The sequence below is a fragment of the Dyadobacter sp. SG02 genome (genome assembly GCF_900109045.1).
In the GTDB taxonomy this organism is placed as follows: Bacteria; Bacteroidota; Bacteroidia; order Cytophagales; family Spirosomataceae; genus Dyadobacter.
Genome location: NZ_FNYL01000006.1, coordinates 301630 through 318432 on the forward strand (window position 1 = coordinate 301630; position 16803 = coordinate 318432).

The window sequence follows — 16803 nt, forward strand, 5'->3', positions numbered from 1 at the left end:
CTTCAAATCCGCAGCTAAAAATGCTTTTGGATTGGTCGTTCGTCACCATGCAACGACATACGACGGAGGGATCACTTTAGATCACTGACCCGAAAAAATATTTTAAAAAATTTTCAATCCTGGTCGCGGCTCATGGTTTCGAGCATCTTTCCCAGGTTGAGGCTGCGGGCGGAAGCATTGAAAATCTCCCTGTAAACGCCATTTTGTTCGTATAAATCCTCATGTTTCCCCGATTCGACGATCTGTCCTTTTTTCATCACATATATTTGGTCTGAATCCAGAATTTGTGCCAGGCTATGTGAAATGATGACAACCGTCCGGTTCTTCTTGATCGCATCGAGGCTGTTTTTGATCTGCTCGGTCGCAATGGCGTCGAGGCTGGCGGTAGGCTCGTCGAGGAAAATAATGGGCGGGTTTTTGAGAAACAGCCGGGCAATGGCAATGCGCTGTTGCTGGCCGCCGGAAAGCAGCTGCGCGTCCGTTTCGTAGCCATTCGGTAGTTCCATGATTTGCTCATGTAAATAGGCGCTTTTGGAAGCTTCCACAAGTTCTTCCCAGCTCGCGTCGGGTTTGCCGTACCAGATATTCTCGGCGATGGACCCCTTGAAAATGTGGTTCTTTTGCAATACCATACCGATTGCATTACGTAGCGACGAAAGATCATAGGACTTTAACGGTCGCCCGTCGAGCAGGATCTCGCCCGCATCCTGTGCGTAAAAACCGACAAGCAGATTGATTAGTGTGCTTTTGCCCGCGCCGGAAAGTCCTACCAATGCCGTAGTCTGCCCCGATTTGATCTCCATATCGATGCCGGATAATGCTTTGGTCCCATTAGGGTAGGCAAACGACACATTCCGTAATTGGTAATCGCCGCGGAACTGCTCTTTTACCGTTTCTCCGCTGATTTCTACCGAATCGTTGGCGTCCAGGATATCGAAGAAACCTTCGGAGTAGGTGAGGGCATCGTTCATCTCGTCGTAAATTCGGTGGAGCTGGCGAATAGGGGCGGAGACGTTGTTGAACAGCAGGATATGGAACATAATCGCGCCGATAGACATTTGCTGATCGAGCACGAGGTAAGCTGTGAGAATGATGATTAATACCACGCCGATTTGCTCAATGAAACTCTTGATACCGTCGTAGGTAAAGTTGGTTTTACGCGTTTTGAGTTGCGAATCCATCAGCTCCATTTGCAGGCGGTACTGCTTTTCGCCTTCCTGCTTCTCGCGCACGAAGGATTTGATCACGATCACCGACTCGATCAGGTTAATGAGACCGTTACTCTTGTTCTCGCGTTGCCGTTTTAGCTTCCGGCGGACGCCCTGCAACTCGCCGGCCTGCTTGAAACTTATCCAGAAATACACCGGCAGAATGGCCAGGGCAATGCAGCCGACATAGAAATTGGCCGAGAACATAATGCCCAGTGCGACGACCGCATTGGCAAACAATGGCAGAATGTCGATAAAAAAATTCTGGATCAGCTTCGTAAGGCTCTCCGCGCCCCGGTCGATGCGGGTTTGCAGTTTGCCTTTCTGATTTTCATTGTCGCTGAAAAACGCAAGATTGTAAGTCAAAATGCGGTTGACGGCATTCTGCGCGAGATCGCTGGAAACTTTAATACGGATTTTTTCACCAAAATACCGCTGCCCGAAAACGATGAACGTATTCACGATTTCTTTCACGAACAGTATCGCCGTGATTTGAAGGAGCAGCTCTTTGCCCTGCAAAATGCCCCAGTGCTTGTCGAGCATGGACTGTACCGTATCGACCGTGTAGCGCAGCACCCAGGGGTTTACCTGCGCCGTAACAGCGCCCAGCAAGGTAAGGAATAGTGCAAATGCGATTTGCCGGTGGTACGGCTTGACGAACGGCCGGAGCCTTTGAAAGATTTGCCAGATATTCATGCACGGTCAACACGAAATCTGGCAAAATGATTTGAATATCTGGTGCTTAACTATTTCTTGGGCTTGGTGCCGGAACGCTTGATAGGACGCCCGTACTTGGCCATTTTTTCCTTCGCATGATCGCGGCGGACATTAACCTTCTGATTTTTAGCCTTCTTTTCATGAAATGCCGGGCCCACATCTTCGCGCTTGGGGCGTTTCAGCTCGATGTTTTTCATGAAAAATTTAGGCTCCTCGTCCGGTGTCAGTATTTCCGAAATCTTCAAACCTTCGGGCAATGGAAGCATTGGTATCTCAAAATCCATCAACTCCTCGATCTGTTCCTGGAATGGCTTTTCACGCTCGGTGATGAAGGAAATGGCAATGCCTTTCTGATCCGCCCGGCCCGTGCGGCCAATGCGGTGAATATAGTTTTCCGGCACTTCGGGAATGTCGAAATTGAAAACGTGCGAAACTTCCGCCACATCGAGCCCGCGGGCGATAATGTCGGTGGCGATCAGGATGCGGTAGTTGCCGGCATGGAATTGCCGGATGGTATTGAAACGGTGGTTCTGGTCCTTGTTGGAATGGATCACCCCGATTTTGTTCATATAGCCGAGTTCCAGCTGGCCGTACAGCTGGTCGGCCAGTTTTTTGGTAGCTACGAAAATCAGCACTTTGTTCATTTCCTCGTGCCGGTCGAGCAGCAGGTCGAGGAGATTTACTTTGGTGTAAAAATTAGGGACATCATAAGCCTGCTGCTCGATATTATCCAACGGGGTCCCTACCGGCGCAGCTTCAATGCGTACCGGATCATTGAAATATGTTTTCATCAATGCTTCCACATCCTGGGTAATGGTAGCCGAGAACAGCAAATTCTGGCGGCGCTGCGGAAGTAAATCGAGGATGTTTTTCAATTGTGTACGAAACCCGAGGTTCAGCATTTCGTCCACCTCGTCGATCACCAGCTTTTTGATGTTTTTGGTTTTCAACGAGCCATTCAACGCCAGATCGTACAATCGGCCGGGCGTAGCTACCACCACGTCGGCGCCCTCGTGAAGCTCCGCCATCTGCACTTTGATATTCCCGCCTCCATATACGCCGACGGCTTGCAATGTCGTGTAAGCCGCGAGTTTACGCACTTCCTCCACCACCTGCACCACGAGCTCACGCGTAGGTACGAGGACGAGAAGTTGAGGTAAACGGTCTTTGGCGTATTCAATCTGCCGGAGCGTAGGCAGTAAATAGGCAAATGTCTTTCCGGTACCGGTTTGCGCGATACCGCAAACGTCTTTTCCGGACATCATGACCGAAAAGACCTTGTGCTGAATAGTAGTGGGCGTTATATAGCCCGCTTCCGAAAGCGCTTTCAGAAGCGGTTTGGTGAGATTTAAATCTTCAAAAGTCATAATGCAGTTCGTCAAAGACTACAAAGGTACGGCTAATCCCTCTGAACGCATGATGCAAGTCGTTTTTATCTACTCGTGCGAGGAACGTGCGGCGCGCCGGAACAGCAATGCCGATCCCGCAAAAAGCCACGCAAAGCAAGCATGCAATGCAAAAACGGCCGCCAGTCCATTGGCAAATGCAGGAGTGCCGATCAGCCAGGCGACCAGCGGCACCAGTAGCATTGCAAAAGCCGTCGCAAATAATGCGTGCGACATCCCCTTTGCTTCCAGCCGGGCAATGATTGCTCCGGCCAAGCCCACCAGTAACACCCCGAAATACATCATATTCGCAGGATTATCGCCGAGAATTCCTCCGACAGCCGCATTCATCCACATAAGCAGCAGTACAGCGGCAATGGCGAGCCCAAATGCCAGCTGGTAGGCCCGGTTACCCATTTTTTTCATCACAAACAGTTCGTACACGACACGCGCGCCTCCCAGCGCAAGCACGGAGGCGAGGACAAATACGCTCGGTTTCCATTGCCAGAGGGCCAGGGACGTAAGCAGCAGAGGTACAAGCACAATGACGGCAACGATATGCCAGGGCGACAATCTGGTGTTAATGGTTTGCATAAGGCAGGTGATCGTTTAAGTTTAGAATTCAAAATTATAAAAGTACTTTGTATTTCAAAGTAAAATTGGGCGAAAATTTATTTTGCCATTCTTACAAGACAGATTTACAGCTTGATCAGTACTTTGGATTGAACATAGGAAGCCCGTGTGTTCGGGTCGAGAAAGCGGAAATCGAGGATTCTCCTTGGATATTCTTCGCAGCTGCCCAGGATTTGCAGATCGGGGCGAATGGCTTTGAATTCGCCCAGGAGGTTTTGATGGGTATAAACCAGGCAGTTTTTCATACCCACTAATTTTCCAAAGTCGTTGACTTCGGTAACATGCACACCCGAATAGAAACGCAGGCTGTAAGGTGTTCCCGCCTGATAACTGAAAAACCGGTCGCGCGAGGCCCCATTGGCCCTTGCGATGATACCGAGCTTTGCGGGCGCCTGGTATTCGTAGATATTGGGGTAAAAATAGGTAGTAAGCACAAGGTTGGCTCCAATGGCAAACACTACGCATCCTACAATGAGCTTGTTGTGGACGGGTGAAAAGAAAATCAGCCAGGTAAGAATGCTGAGCAATGCCATGAAATGAACCAACCCGAAATAGTTATCGGCCGGGAAAGTAAACCACACAAGGAAAAACAGCAATGCAAGCGCCGAGTACGCAGCTACTGCGTGCACGTACGCAAGCAGGCCCGAGAAGGCTTCCGGATCGCTTTCGAGGCGGCGGACAATGTATATAGCTACGACCACCGAGGCCACCGGGTATGCCATATACACGTCAAAAGTAGCCCTGAACGGATTGAAGTAGCTGAAAATGAAAGGCATGACGATGGCCATCAGGCAAATCAGTTCATGCTTTTGTATCCGGTGGTAATCGGGGAACATAATCCGCTGAACGAGGTCGATCACGGCGAGGATCAGGAAAATAGTCCAGGGCGAGAATGTGATCAGTAAGGTGAGTACCGGATCGATGGGCCACTGGTTTGCACTATCGGGGAAAGTGTTTTTGACCAATATAAGCGCGGTACAGCCCAGAAGGGAGAGTATCAGGTTGGTTATTTTTTTGGTTTCGAGGTAGGTGTATATCTGCCATAGCATAAAGATGTAGCTTGCGGCCAGATAGCTGGCATCCCCCAGCTCATTGTTGACCAGAAATGTGGCCTGCGATGTCCCCAGTATGAGCACCGAAAGTATGGCCGATTCCGTGCCCGAAGCCGCTTTCGCAAAACGGTAGGCGCAGAACAGGCTGAAAAGAATGGCCAGGAAGCCGGGAATGTGCAGCGACAGTTGATTGACCCCAAAAAGCCGCATGGCTCCCACGGAAAGCGAAAGGATGGGGGTAGCGATACCCGTTTGCTCGATAGGGCGACCACTTTTTACCGTTTCCGCAGAAACAGCCGCTATTTCGGCGGAAAAGTCTTCGGGAATCAGCATCAGCCAGCCGATCATCCAGATCAGCACGGCGGTTACCAGGCCCCATTTGGTAATTTTCAACAAATCCTTTTGAAGCATAGGCAGTGTGCGTTAAAACCTACCGGTAACAAAAGTAAAGAAGGGCACTCAAAGTTGGATGCCCTTCTGCTCATGAATTATAGTGTGTCAGCGCGTACGTAATCTTCCGGTGTGTTTATTATAGGTTCCCAGCGGGAAGCTTAGGCCTACATTAATGCCCCAGTTGTTGTTTTTAATATTGGAATTATCGAGCCTCGTGACATCGAGCAACCCCACGCCATACCGAACATCGAAATTCAGCCAGATCTTTTCTTGCAGGCGGTAATTCAATCCCCCGCCGAAAGTCAGGCCGAGGTCAAATGGGGCGTAAATGCGGTTGTTCGAATCTCCGTTGATGTTATTGCCGTTTTTGTCCCTCGCGCCTACCAGAAAGTTGAGGTTGGGGCCGAGGAAAATTTTAGGGCGTAAGCGGTCGCCGTAGCGTCCGAAAAAGAAGGTGGCCAGCAATGGGGCCTGGATGTAGTTCAGGTTAATTTCGTTGGTTTTGTTGTTGATCTGCGCGCCAAGTTGTGTAAAAAGCAGCTGACCGCTAAAACCAAAGCCCGATTCGGAGCTGTAATTGTAGAAGCCTCCTATGGTCAATCCCGGTTTCCAATCGGTATTCGAAACATCTCCGCGGAAATTGGCAATCGACAAGCCTACCAGCGGGCCAATGGAAACGTTTTCCTGAGCTTGTGCCCGCGAGCTACAAAATGCGACTGCGAGCAGCAAAAAAATGCAATTTTTCATTTAAATGTGAGTTTGGGTGCGTCAACGCCATTATGCATAAATTATATGCCAATCCTGCATATTGTGCGTGATTCCATTTAACCGGCTTATCACTAGCATCGTGTGTCGCCGTATTTATATAATCACATTTAAATTCATGTTGAATTTCGTGGAAAAACATCTACGTATTGTATACGTTTCCCGCAAAAAACGACTGGTTTTGTTAATCTTCGGAGTCGTCTTCCGGCTGGTTGGGAATCTGGAAAGGTTTGAGGTAGGCTTTGAGCTGTGAAGGCACGAGCCAGTGTTTGTACACCTTCCTGATGTCCTTGATCTCCGCTTTTAGCTCGTTGATATTGGTATTAAACTTTGCAATCACAGTCACCTGAGAATTAGCATGCTGATACGGAAGGCCGCAAATGGCTGATATCTGATGCTGAATGGCCTCTTTTTGCTGATCGAGCTCTTCTACCTGCTGCCTGAGGATTTTGTTATAATAGCTCAGCTGGTTTTTATTGAGGTTTTCAAGCCCGCTGCGGTCGATCTGTTCGAGTTCCATTTGCAATTTCAAGAGGTCGAGCAGGTTGTTGGCCTGGTACGCCTTGGTAATGCGCTGCATGGTCTCGGTTTTACGCTCTTTTTCAGCTTCGTCCGTCTCGCGATCGGGGTGGAAAGTTTTCACCAGCTCCATATACACGCTCCTTACCGATTTGGTGGTCTTTGCCTGCTGCGCCTCGCGGGTTCGCTGATCCATCCGTTGCTCTCTTCTTTCGGCCTTGATGCGCTGCTGCTCTTCTGACGATAGCTCGTGGAATGAAACCTCCGGCTCAGTTACGTTAACACTTTCGAGTAGGAATGCGGGGTCTTTAATACGCGAACTCTCTCTCAGTCGCTCTTCTTCCAGCAGTGCATCGATGTTTACCGGGCTGTATTTGTTAAAAACAGATTTCAGATCGGTGAGCCCGTGATTTTTGATCAGGTCATAAGCATTTTCCGTGATCAGATAGGCCAGCTTGGTTTGATAAGCCTTGCGAAAATGCTCCGCCTCGTAGGCGCGGTCCCATAGATTGACAATATCGGCCCGATAACCCTGGTATTCGCGCAGGAGTGGATCGAGGTCTGACGGTATGCGTCGCAGCATTTCGTCATAGGCCTGTTGCAGGTCGGCAATCTGGCGGTCGAGCGCTTCGATCGTTTCGGAAAGCAGATTGAACTCTTTTTGTTTCTTGTTGAGAGGCTTGTCTTGCCCGGGAATATGCAGGATGGAGGTGTCAGTCATGGTCAGTAAACAGTAGGCGCGGGATCACAGGTTCAGTTCCTGGTAGGAAATCAGTACAATAGCGAGTACCGCGAGTACCAGACCCCACTTATTCAGCGTATTGAGGCGCTCTTTGTATAATAGCCACGCCGCGATGGCGGAAACGAGCATGGTCAGGATATTGTAAATCGGAAAAACATAGGCCGCGCTGTTCCCGAATGCGGCAAGCGCCAGTAGAAGGAAATAAAGTGATAGAAAATTGGGCACGCCAAGCAGCAAACCGCCGAGAACGCTCCGGAGTTTCAGCTTATGGCCATGCGCGATGATCCGGTAAATGAGGATCGAAGTGCCGATCAGCACGGCGCCAAAGCACGCGATGATCATGAAAACGGTGATCTGCCCCGCAGGGTAATATTTGGAAGATAAAAAGTTGATCAGCGTATTATTTGTGCCGGTCGCAAAGAACGTAAGGACAGGCAAAATCCATAATGCCTGCCCCGCATTACTTGTATTGGTCGTATCCGAAGCCTTCGAGGAATGCTGGATAGCACCCAATGCAAGCGCCACCAGGGCCAGCACAAGCCCGAGGTAATTGAGCGCGGTGAAATCTTTGTTGTTATTCCTGAAAACAAATAGCCCGAAGAGCACCGGGATCACCAGCGACATGTTGCCTGCCAGCGACGTGGCCGTTACACTTACTTTTTGCGCGGTAAGCCCGATGAGCATGAACGCCGTGACGAACATCGCCCCGAGCGCCATGGTGAGCATGGTCCCTTCCGACGCCCATTGCACCTCCGTGAATACACGCAGATCGGGCGTAAGTACAAGCCCGGTAAGTACGCACGAGTAGTAGTTGAAAACCACCGCGTGGAACGAGTCTACCTGATAGCGGGGGTAGGCGCGCATGATCAGGTAAAGCAATACCGTGAAAATAACCGCTAGCAGGAAGAACAGCATGGTGCAGTGGCTTATCGTCCCGTTACGAGTTCGTCGATCACACGCGGGTAGTGCTCGTATTCGAGCGCGTGTACCTTACGCGCGACGTCCTCGGGGGTATCGCCGGGCGCAATGTCGCATTTCGCCTGGAAAACAATGTCACCCTCGTCGTAATGCTCGTTCACATAATGGATCGTAATGCCCGATTCGGTTTCGCCGGCATTGACCACCGCTTCATGCACGAAATGTCCGTACATGCCTTTGCCGCCGTATTTCGGCAGCAGCGCCGGGTGGATGTTGATCATTTTATTTGGAAATGATTGGACCAGCACAGGGGGCACGAGCATCATAAAGCCCGCCAACACCACCAGATCGATGCCTTCGTTTTGGAGTATCTGGGGGATTTTGCCGGTATGGTAAAAGGTTTTGCGGTCAAAGAAGACAACCGGTATCTGCAATTTGAGTGCCCTTCTGATCACTCCGGCCATGGGATTGTTGGTGAAAATCAGCGACACATCCACGTCGTCGCGGTCTGCGAAATGCTCGCAGATTTTTTCGGCATTAGACCCCGAACCGGAGGCGAAAATGGCAATTCTCTTCATTATTAAGCGTAGTTGTTATGATAGATAAGGAATATCGTTGAAAGAATATCCGGACAAAGCTATAAAAAGAACGGCTTGCCGACGAACTGCAAGCCGTTCTTTAGGGAAATGTTAATATGGCATTGCGTGAAATCAATATATTTTGGACAGCTCGCTGTACCCCATCAGTTTCCCTTTACGGTACGTCTCCGTTTTCAGGTCCCAGATAATGCCTGGCGCACGGTACGACACGGTTTGCATCTCCATTTTTACAGGAAAACCCATCACCATGGCCACATCCATATCCGAATTGATTTTGTACACATCATAGCTGCCGGCTGGAACCGTAAGCTTTTCCTGACCGGCTACCGTGCGGTTTTTGATCAGCATATTGAAATTCACCGGCATCGGCCCGGATTTGCCTTCGCCTTTGACGGCTGCATCCTTCAACTTGTCGCCGACCGAGAGCCTGGACGGGATCTCGATATTGTCGTAGGTAAATTTCATCTCCATGCTCTGGAACGATTTCAACTGCTCCTGGCTGATGAGCGATGCCGCGTCGAGTGTGAGCACATTTCCGTCGCATTTCATCTGGTAAGTGTTTTTCAATTCCGATTTGCCTTTGGCATTGAAAGACTCCATATCGATCGTCACCACCGTATTGCTGCCCTCTTTCGCTACTTTGGCGATTTTATAGGTGAGCTTGCCCAGCGCCTTGCCTTTTCCGTCGAAATTGTTCATTTCAAATCCGCCTCCTTCTTTAAAGGCAAATCCGGCACATTCCTGTGCATAAGCCCTCAGGCTGAGCATCATCACGCAAGCGATACTCCATAGGATTAACTTTTTCATATTCGTAACTCGATTTAGTTTTGGGGTGATCAAATATAACTTTTCAACCGGTTAATTAAGCGGCTTGAAATGTTAAATTAATTGGCACGTCAGGCCCAGATCATGGTGATCAGCCCAAGCAGCATAATGATTTTGCAAAGGCTGCTGATTTCCTTGAAGTCACGACGCGTGTCCGCCTGATAGAGGCGTAGCAAGAGCAATGCGATCGGGATCAGAAGCAGCAGGAAGAGGAGCGTAAGCAGGTTGTTCTGCAATGCGCGGGCCATAACGAACAACGTCAGTACAAAAATGACGATTATCGAATACAGGAACGTTTTCGTGCGACGGATACCCCAGATAATAGGCAGTGTCCGGCAGCCGTGCGCCTCGTCGCCACGAATGTCTTCCATATCCTTCACCACTTCGCGGATGAGTGAAATGAAGAAAGAAAAGACGGCGTAAATGAATACCAGATGCCTGTTGGCCGGATAATGCACAGTAAGTATCAGTAATGTAAGCCCTGTAAGTAGTGAAACGATGAAGTTTCCGATGAACGGCAAGCGCTTGTACCGCTCGGAATAGAACCAGAGCAGCGTGATCGAAAATACATTGATAATGAAGATGTACGGGCTAACCACTAACCCCAGCACCGCCCCGACGACGTTCAGAACCTGGTGCGCGCCCATGGCCCAGCGGCGTTTCAGGTAGCGGCCTACGACCACTCTTTCGGGCTTGTTGACGATGTCGATCTTGACATCGAAATAGTCGTTGATAATGTAACCGGCGGCGGCAATGCAAACTGTTGAAAGCGAGAGTACGAATAGGTCGGGGTCCGCCACGATGGCCTTCCATTCATGCCGCGGACCGATGAGCAGGATGCGTGTAAGGTATTGTGTGAGGGCCACAATGACGAGGTTGGTCATGCGCACAAGACGCGCACTCCCGGTGACATAATCCCACGTTGTAATCTTGGGTCTGGCCGACACATTCATGAAGTTTGGACCTGGAAAAAGAAGGTTTAGGCACTAAAATTATTCATTTTATCCCATTAACGACAATTCTTCACTTCTTTATCCATTTGTGGGATAAAAATCCTGCATTTGTTGTTAGCTATTCTGTACCGTTATCCGGGCGGTTGTTCATGCCGGATATTCAACCATTTGCTGACTTAATATGAAAATTGGTATCGTATGCTATCCTACCTTCGGAGGAAGCGGTGTGGTAGCTACCGAGCTTGGAAAAGCGTTGGCGAAGGCCGGCCACCAGGTTCATTTCATTACCTATTCCCAGCCCCAACGGCTGGATTTTTTTAATGAGAACCTTTATTACCATGAAGTAAATATACCTGCCTATCCTTTGTTCCAGTACCCGCCGTACGAATCGGCGCTGTCGAGCGAAATGGTGCACGTAGTAGCCAATGCAGGGCTCGATTTACTTCACGTACATTACGCGATCCCGCACGCGTCGTCCGCGTACCTCGCGAAGCAGATCCTCGCCGCACAAGGCATTCATATCCCAGTGATTACGACGTTGCATGGCACGGACATTACGCTGGTCGGAAAAGACCCTTCCTACGAGCCTGTCGTAACATTCAGTATCAACCAGTCGGATGGTATTACCGCCGTTTCCGACTCTCTCAAAAAAGACACTTACGATCATTTCAAGATTACCAAGGACATCGAGGTAATCCCCAATTTTATCGATCTCGATCGCTTCAACCGGCAGAAGAAAGATCATTTCAAACTCGCCATTTGTCCTAACAACGAGAAGCTGATCGTCCATACCTCCAATTTCAGGAAGGTGAAGCGGATCGACGATGTGATCATGATCTTCGAAAAGCTGCGCAAGCTCCTGCCGAGCAAGCTGCTCCTCGTAGGCGACGGCCCCGACCGCATGCGCATCGAACGCCTTTGCAAGGACCTGGACATGCTCTCGGATGTCCGTTTCCTGGGTAAACTCGACGCCATAGAGGAAGTACTTTCCGTAGCCGACCTGTTCCTGATGCCTTCCGAATCGGAAAGCTTCGGACTTGCCGCGCTGGAAGCATTGGCTTGCGAAGTGCCGATTATCACTTCCAATGCCGGCGGCTTGCCCGAACTGAACGTACACGGCGTAACGGGCTTCCTGAGCGACGTAGGCGATGTGGAGGACATGGTGAAACACGCAGCCTACATTCTCGACGACGCCAACTTACCCACTTTCAAAGCGAATGCATTGGCACGGGCCCGCGAATTTGACGTGGCGAAAATCCTGCCGCATTACGAAGCTTATTACGAGCGCGTGGTGGAAAACAGCAAGGCGGTCGACCTGGCGTAAATGCCGCCGGTAATGCAGAAGCGCCGCTCAGTGCCCGGTTTCGTCTTTCATGAGGTTTTACTTATATTCGTGTGCTATTTATGGTAGTTTTACGTTATTGATTGAGGTAAAAAATTGTTGAAAAGATGAAATGGGTATTTAATATTTTATTCATATTAGTGCTTCTGATCGCATTTGTGCCGCTTTTCCGGCGCTTCCTTTTCCACCTGCTGGTGGGCAGGCAGTTGATCAAACAACAGGAAAAAGCATACCGCGCACAACAGCAGGCCGAGCGCGCCCGTACCAAACCGGGCGGCATCCGGGTCGACAGTACCCCGCAAAATAATGGGGCGTCGAAATTCAAAGGAGGCGACTATGTGGATTATGAAGAAGTGAAATAGAAGTAGATTTTTTTGAAATGCTATAAACATGAAAAGCCCGGGATATCCCGGGCTTTTCATGTTTTGGTATGAATGCGTTTTACTGTTTGATCACCTTGAATGTCGCCTTTCGGCCTTTTGCATTTACATGCAGGAGGTAAACGCCGGGTGATAGATTACGGATATCGAGTTGTTCCTCGCGAAGGCGGGTTTTGACGGCACGGACAAGCGAGCCATTTTGCGAGATCAGCTGGATGGTTTTTTCGTCGCTACTTTCGGATTTAACGGTGAGGATATCCTGGACCGGGTTAGGTGCGACGGTTACCTGAAACGACGGCGTATTCGGCTCCGTCGCTGTAACCACTTCCACTTTTACCGTAGACGGAGACTCGATGATACCGGCACCGCAGCCGTTGGAAACCCTGAACAGCCGGTAATACTGGCTGGGGGATGCCTGGAATAATTCAACGACGTCGGTAGAAGTGTAGGCTTGCCGGTTCATCACCGAGCCATCGGTACCGAACTGGTAGTACCATGGACCGCCGCCACCTAGCAGAACGGTTATCTTAGGATTGTTGACGCCATCGAAGATCACCGTTTCGGATGCGAAACGAGCCCGCGCTTTTTGCATTGCAACAAGCGGTGCGCCGAATGCGCCGCTGCCCGTGTTCGGGTCGGACGCAATTACACGGATGCGGTATTGGGCAGTAGGCGAGAGGTCGCCCGGCACGATAGCCTGGATGGGTTTGGCGTTTCCGATCGTAGTTATATTCCGGAAGTTCTTTCCCGTGCTGTCCGAAATCTGTACGGTAAAGGTGTTGCCTGCTGAGAATGATCCGGCCGTCTTGTAATCAACACCGATCGTATCACCTGTACACGCATTAAAGCCCGACTTGGTGATGATCGATGTAACCGTAACAGTACGTTCAGAAGGAGGGTTGACCTCTACTGTAGCCGAGCCGCTGACCACACCGTTACCACAGCCATTTACGATAGACGTAATGGTATAGGTTGTCGTTTTGGTCGGCGTGACGGTCACGTAAGTGCCCGATCCGGGGGAGCCATAAATGCTTCCGGAAGTACCGTCGGAAAGGGTGTACCTCGCCATATCCGAGGTGTACTTGTTTGTTTGGATAATCAGCTGCGTCGACTCGCCGCTGTTGATTGTAGTGTTGCCGGAGAGGGTCACGCTTGGTTTGGTAGTGACACCTACGCCCAGCGTTGTTGAAAGGCTATATTTTGCAACGGAGCAAACGATCGCATAATAGCTGCCTGTTAATGCGTCCGGCAGTTTGAGCGTTACGCTGCCTTTGAGGGCCCGCGTAGAGTCCAGTGCGATGGTTTTGCCGTCACTACTTTGTTCTTTAATGGAGAAGCGCACGTAGCTGTCGGACAGGTCTGCGTCGCCAATGAGCTCATAATTCACCGTAATCGAACCACCCTCGCATACAGCCGTGCTTTGTGCAGATGCGTTCAGGCGCGGGTTCACGGTCACATCTACCTTACCGCTCGCGGTACCATAGCCGCATGCATTACTTACGGAAACAATGCTGTATTGCTGGCTTCTGGCGGGGGTCACATACCAGCTCTGATCGCTGCTGTAAAAGTCCTGGCGGGAATTGTCGCTGAAAATGGCGGTGACCGGCGATGCTCCTTCCGTGCGAATACGAAGCGTCAGGCTTTGGCCGGCTTCTATTTTAACGGGGTTGCTCTGCCCATTGTCAGGTGAAAGCGTTGCGGTGGGTGGCCCCGAGATTTGAGTACCCTGGGGTTCAGATATCGAGCCGTCGGACGACACGATACGTAGCAGGTAAGATCCCGTGGCAAAATCTTGCGGAATATTGGTATTGAACTGTTTACCCTTCTCGCCGGTCACAAGCGGCGTGAAATCGGATGTGTTGCCTGGCGCGATTTCCAGCGAGTAACTTGCACCGGTGTCCATTCCTTCCGTAATACTAAACGGAAGCGCAAGAGGCGATCCCGCGCAATAAACCGATGCAAGTCCGGAGGTAAACTGGATGCGGTTAGGCATGGCGCGGATATAAGTCTTTTTATTCACGGGGAAAGTCCCGCATTCATTGGTCACCGACTTGATTTCATAGGTCGTCGTTGCGCCCGGTTTCGGTTTAACCATTAAACCATAAGAGTAAGGTTCGAATGTATAACTCTTCTCCAAATCGTTTTCCGTGTAAATCATACTCAGCAAGGACGTATTTACACCCACCGACAGCGAAACTCCGGCATCGCTTGCCACGTATTTGTAAGGTTCCTCGGGCTTTGTGTCGGGGTATACGTAAAAATCCTTCGCCGGAATCTGTATCCTGGTGCGCTCGACATTGCTGAAAAGCACCGGATTGGAGGAAGCAATGCGAATTTCCCCTTCATAGTTGTAGGACGCTTCGGCGGGAATCTTCACCTTGTATTTGCCGCCCTGTTCCACGACCCGCAAAGGCTTAAAATCACAGCATGGTTGGTTTGTCTGAATGGTGAACTTGTTACCGGCACCGAATTGCCCCACCGTGCCGAACACCACTTCAATACTGTCGCCGTTGCAAATGGTGGCTTTGATGGGTTCAATGTAGATGCCCGGCTCCGTCGCGTTTTTTACGGTGAAGGTTACCGAGCCCGGATTTTCGTTTTTAAAGCAGTCATTAGCAATCGACTTGATCTTATACTGCGTAGGTTGTTTGACAAAAAGCTCGGGACCGTTGGTGTACCAGGTGTCAACTGTCTTAACTGTTCCGTCCATCTCCTCAATCCTGTACGGAGCTCCGCCATCCATGTTATAGGATACCGACAAACGGCCCGGAATATCCAGGACTGTGCCAGACATCGAGTTAGCGTAGTATTTGATTTTGGGAGGCGTTTGAATGATGAGATTATAGGTATAGTTGGATTCCAGGCTGGGATTGGTGGTGACGATCTGAAAGCTTGTGTTGGAGTAGCTTACGGAGGTAGAAAGAGGGAATTCCAGATATTCGCCTGAACGGTTCGCGTTCACGTAGTAATTGTTGCCGTTGCTCGGACTCACCTTAATTTTATATGTCGTCGCGTCCGTAAGCTGAGCGCTGGAAGCGAATTTCACCCGGGTATTTGGGCCCGCGCATGCAATCAGACTGGTATTAGGGTCCGTAGCGAAGCGGATGCCTGGCCTCACCTTGATTTGCAGCACTTCCTGATCGGTAATGTTTACGGTTCCGCAGCCGGAGGTAACGCTTTTTATGCTATAATTCTGGTTGGATGAAGGCGATACGTGGAAACCGAGGTCCGTGGAGTTGCCGGTGACCTTGCTGCCGTCGGTGAGCTCCACCAAAAAGGGCGGAAGCCCGTATGCCTTTACATTCAGATAAACTGAGTTGCCGATGTCGGTCGTCTGGCTTGATGTGGCGAAAGTGGCACTGGTTTTGGGCCAAACGGTAATAGTGTTTTGTGAAGGCGTGGATACAGTTGCAGGACTGTCGGTAATCACCTGTACACTAAACTGCTGACCGCTCTGCAATTTCAGTTTATCGGGGAAAGTTGCTACGAGGTAATTGCCTTGCAGTGTTGCCGGTGCTTCCACGGATCTTCGCGAACTCTGCCAGTAAGTCTCTGAAAAGCGGATGCGGTACCTGGTTTGTGCGTCGAATGACGTACCGGCGGTCGAGAAAGTCACCTTTACTTCGCTATTTTCACAAACCGTATTCGGTGCAACGCCGACCGTTTTTACAGAAATAGCATTAATTACCGGCTGGTAGCGCCCGGTAACCTCCATGGCACCACAGATGTTTTCGGCATGTGCAATGGTGTACACGGCATTCGCACTACGCACCGTGAGTGGTTGGGTAACCGAAAAGCCGCCAGGATTGGCATAAAAACTAAACTTGGTACTATCATTGAGGGTGACCCTGATATCCCCGACACTCGTTCCTGAAAAAGGAACCGAGACATTATCGAAAGTATTGATAGTGTCCTTCTGATTGGTCGGGTTGAGGATAATCCGGCCTCTGCTGTACACAAATGTGCCGTATGTCCATCCACTCTGAGTCTTGGGTGACGAAGCGACCGCCCTGAATTGAACCTGACGGTTAGCATAAGTAACCGAGTCTTTGAGGGTAAATTCCAATCTTCCGTCGCTCAGCACGGCAGGAAATTCGGCCAGGGTGACCTGATTTTCGGCTGCCCGCATTTGGACTGAAAATTTGTTGTCAGCATTGAAGGATCCCGTGGTGGTCACACTGAGACGGAAAGGTACATTCGTGCAGATGGAAGCGTAATAATCACCATTCAGGCCAATTGTAGGCGACTGCGCATTCGCAGCCAAAGATACACAAAGCCACATTGCAAGAATGCGGGCGTAAAACTTAAACATGTAGGGGAGTGGTTACAATTAATTCCCGAAAATAGCACATAATACAGAATATGTTGGGGG

General features: G+C 50.2%; 13 protein-coding genes. 2 read left to right on the plus strand and 11 right to left on the minus strand.

The genetic code is table 11. The annotated features are described in order from the left end of the window. Positions 1-113: 113 nt before the first annotated feature. From BMW93_RS16560 to BMW93_RS16605, 10 genes are all read right to left on the minus strand, one after another. Complete coding sequence (locus BMW93_RS16560; RefSeq protein WP_090378365.1) at positions 114-1904, minus strand: ABC transporter ATP-binding protein; 1791 nt, start codon at positions 1902-1904, stop codon at positions 114-116. A 50-nt stretch (positions 1905-1954) separates the two neighbouring features. Beyond that, entirely contained in the window at positions 1955-3292 is a 1338-nt protein-coding gene (locus tag BMW93_RS16565; protein ID WP_090378367.1) for a DEAD/DEAH box helicase, read from the minus strand. A 69-nt stretch (positions 3293-3361) separates the two neighbouring features. Beyond that, complete coding sequence (locus BMW93_RS16570; RefSeq protein WP_090378370.1) at positions 3362-3904, minus strand: hypothetical protein; 543 nt, start codon at positions 3902-3904, stop codon at positions 3362-3364. A 104-nt stretch (positions 3905-4008) separates the two neighbouring features. Then, positions 4009-5406: a glycosyltransferase family 39 protein gene (locus tag BMW93_RS16575; RefSeq protein ID WP_090378374.1), complete on the minus strand. Its 1398-nt coding sequence runs from the start codon at positions 5404-5406 to the stop codon at positions 4009-4011. Between the two features lie 87 nt (positions 5407-5493). Next, positions 5494-6135: a porin family protein gene (locus tag BMW93_RS16580; RefSeq protein ID WP_090378377.1), complete on the minus strand. Its 642-nt coding sequence runs from the start codon at positions 6133-6135 to the stop codon at positions 5494-5496. Positions 6136-6337: 202 nt separating this feature from the next. Beyond that, the gene (locus tag BMW93_RS16585; protein ID WP_090378380.1) at positions 6338-7393 is read right to left on the minus strand and encodes a hypothetical protein; all 1056 of its coding nucleotides are present in this window, start codon (positions 7391-7393) and stop codon (positions 6338-6340) included. Positions 7394-7417: 24 nt separating this feature from the next. Beyond that, positions 7418-8329: an EamA family transporter gene (locus BMW93_RS16590; protein ID WP_090378382.1), complete on the minus strand. Its 912-nt coding sequence runs from the start codon at positions 8327-8329 to the stop codon at positions 7418-7420. A gap of 11 nt (positions 8330-8340) precedes the next feature. Continuing rightward, a complete protein-coding gene (gene purN, locus BMW93_RS16595; protein WP_090378385.1) occupies positions 8341-8910 on the minus strand; it encodes a phosphoribosylglycinamide formyltransferase in 570 nt (189 codons plus the stop codon). 132 nt (positions 8911-9042) lie between these two features. After that, complete coding sequence (locus tag BMW93_RS16600; protein WP_090378388.1) at positions 9043-9738, minus strand: hypothetical protein; 696 nt, start codon at positions 9736-9738, stop codon at positions 9043-9045. A gap of 89 nt (positions 9739-9827) precedes the next feature. Next, positions 9828-10709: a geranylgeranylglycerol-phosphate geranylgeranyltransferase gene (locus BMW93_RS16605; protein WP_090378391.1), complete on the minus strand. Its 882-nt coding sequence runs from the start codon at positions 10707-10709 to the stop codon at positions 9828-9830. A 181-nt stretch (positions 10710-10890) separates the two neighbouring features. On the opposite strand from BMW93_RS16605, the gene bshA reads away from it, so the two are divergent. Both bshA and BMW93_RS16615 read left to right on the plus strand, forming a co-directional pair. Beyond that, positions 10891-12033 (plus strand): N-acetyl-alpha-D-glucosaminyl L-malate synthase BshA, encoded by a 1143-nt coding sequence (bshA, locus tag BMW93_RS16610; protein ID WP_090378394.1) that lies wholly within the window; start codon positions 10891-10893, stop codon positions 12031-12033. Between the two features lie 125 nt (positions 12034-12158). Continuing rightward, positions 12159-12413 (plus strand): DUF4834 family protein, encoded by a 255-nt coding sequence (locus BMW93_RS16615; RefSeq protein WP_090378397.1) that lies wholly within the window; start codon positions 12159-12161, stop codon positions 12411-12413. 79 nt (positions 12414-12492) lie between these two features. Here the strand turns inward: BMW93_RS16615 and BMW93_RS16620 are convergent, their stop codons facing one another. Then, positions 12493-16743 carry a T9SS type A sorting domain-containing protein gene (locus BMW93_RS16620; protein WP_090378400.1) on the minus strand — a complete coding sequence of 1417 codons (4251 nt, stop codon included), beginning with the start codon at positions 16741-16743 and terminating at the stop codon, positions 12493-12495. Positions 16744-16803 lie beyond the last annotated feature (60 nt).

What these genes read in the sequence shown, in the direction of transcription:
- BMW93_RS16560 (WP_090378365.1), bottom strand. Translation starts at nt 1,904, where the DNA reads ATGAATATCTGGCAAATCTTTCAAAGGCTCCGGCCGTTCGTCAAGCCG.
- BMW93_RS16565 (WP_090378367.1), bottom strand. Translation starts at nt 3,292, where the DNA reads ATGACTTTTGAAGATTTAAATCTCACCAAACCGCTTCTGAAAGCGCTT.
- BMW93_RS16570 (WP_090378370.1), bottom strand. Translation starts at nt 3,904, where the DNA reads ATGCAAACCATTAACACCAGATTGTCGCCCTGGCATATCGTTGCCGTC.
- BMW93_RS16575 (WP_090378374.1), bottom strand. Translation starts at nt 5,406, where the DNA reads ATGCTTCAAAAGGATTTGTTGAAAATTACCAAATGGGGCCTGGTAACC.
- BMW93_RS16580 (WP_090378377.1), bottom strand. Translation starts at nt 6,135, where the DNA reads ATGAAAAATTGCATTTTTTTGCTGCTCGCAGTCGCATTTTGTAGCTCG.
- BMW93_RS16585 (WP_090378380.1), bottom strand. Translation starts at nt 7,393, where the DNA reads ATGACTGACACCTCCATCCTGCATATTCCCGGGCAAGACAAGCCTCTC.
- BMW93_RS16590 (WP_090378382.1), bottom strand. Translation starts at nt 8,329, where the DNA reads ATGCTGTTCTTCCTGCTAGCGGTTATTTTCACGGTATTGCTTTACCTG.
- purN (WP_090378385.1), bottom strand. Translation starts at nt 8,910, where the DNA reads ATGAAGAGAATTGCCATTTTCGCCTCCGGTTCGGGGTCTAATGCCGAA.
- BMW93_RS16600 (WP_090378388.1), bottom strand. Translation starts at nt 9,738, where the DNA reads ATGAAAAAGTTAATCCTATGGAGTATCGCTTGCGTGATGATGCTCAGC.
- BMW93_RS16605 (WP_090378391.1), bottom strand. Translation starts at nt 10,709, where the DNA reads ATGAATGTGTCGGCCAGACCCAAGATTACAACGTGGGATTATGTCACC.
- bshA (WP_090378394.1), top strand. Translation starts at nt 10,891, where the DNA reads ATGAAAATTGGTATCGTATGCTATCCTACCTTCGGAGGAAGCGGTGTG.
- BMW93_RS16615 (WP_090378397.1), top strand. Translation starts at nt 12,159, where the DNA reads ATGAAATGGGTATTTAATATTTTATTCATATTAGTGCTTCTGATCGCA.
- BMW93_RS16620 (WP_090378400.1), bottom strand. Translation starts at nt 16,743, where the DNA reads ATGTTTAAGTTTTACGCCCGCATTCTTGCAATGTGGCTTTGTGTATCT.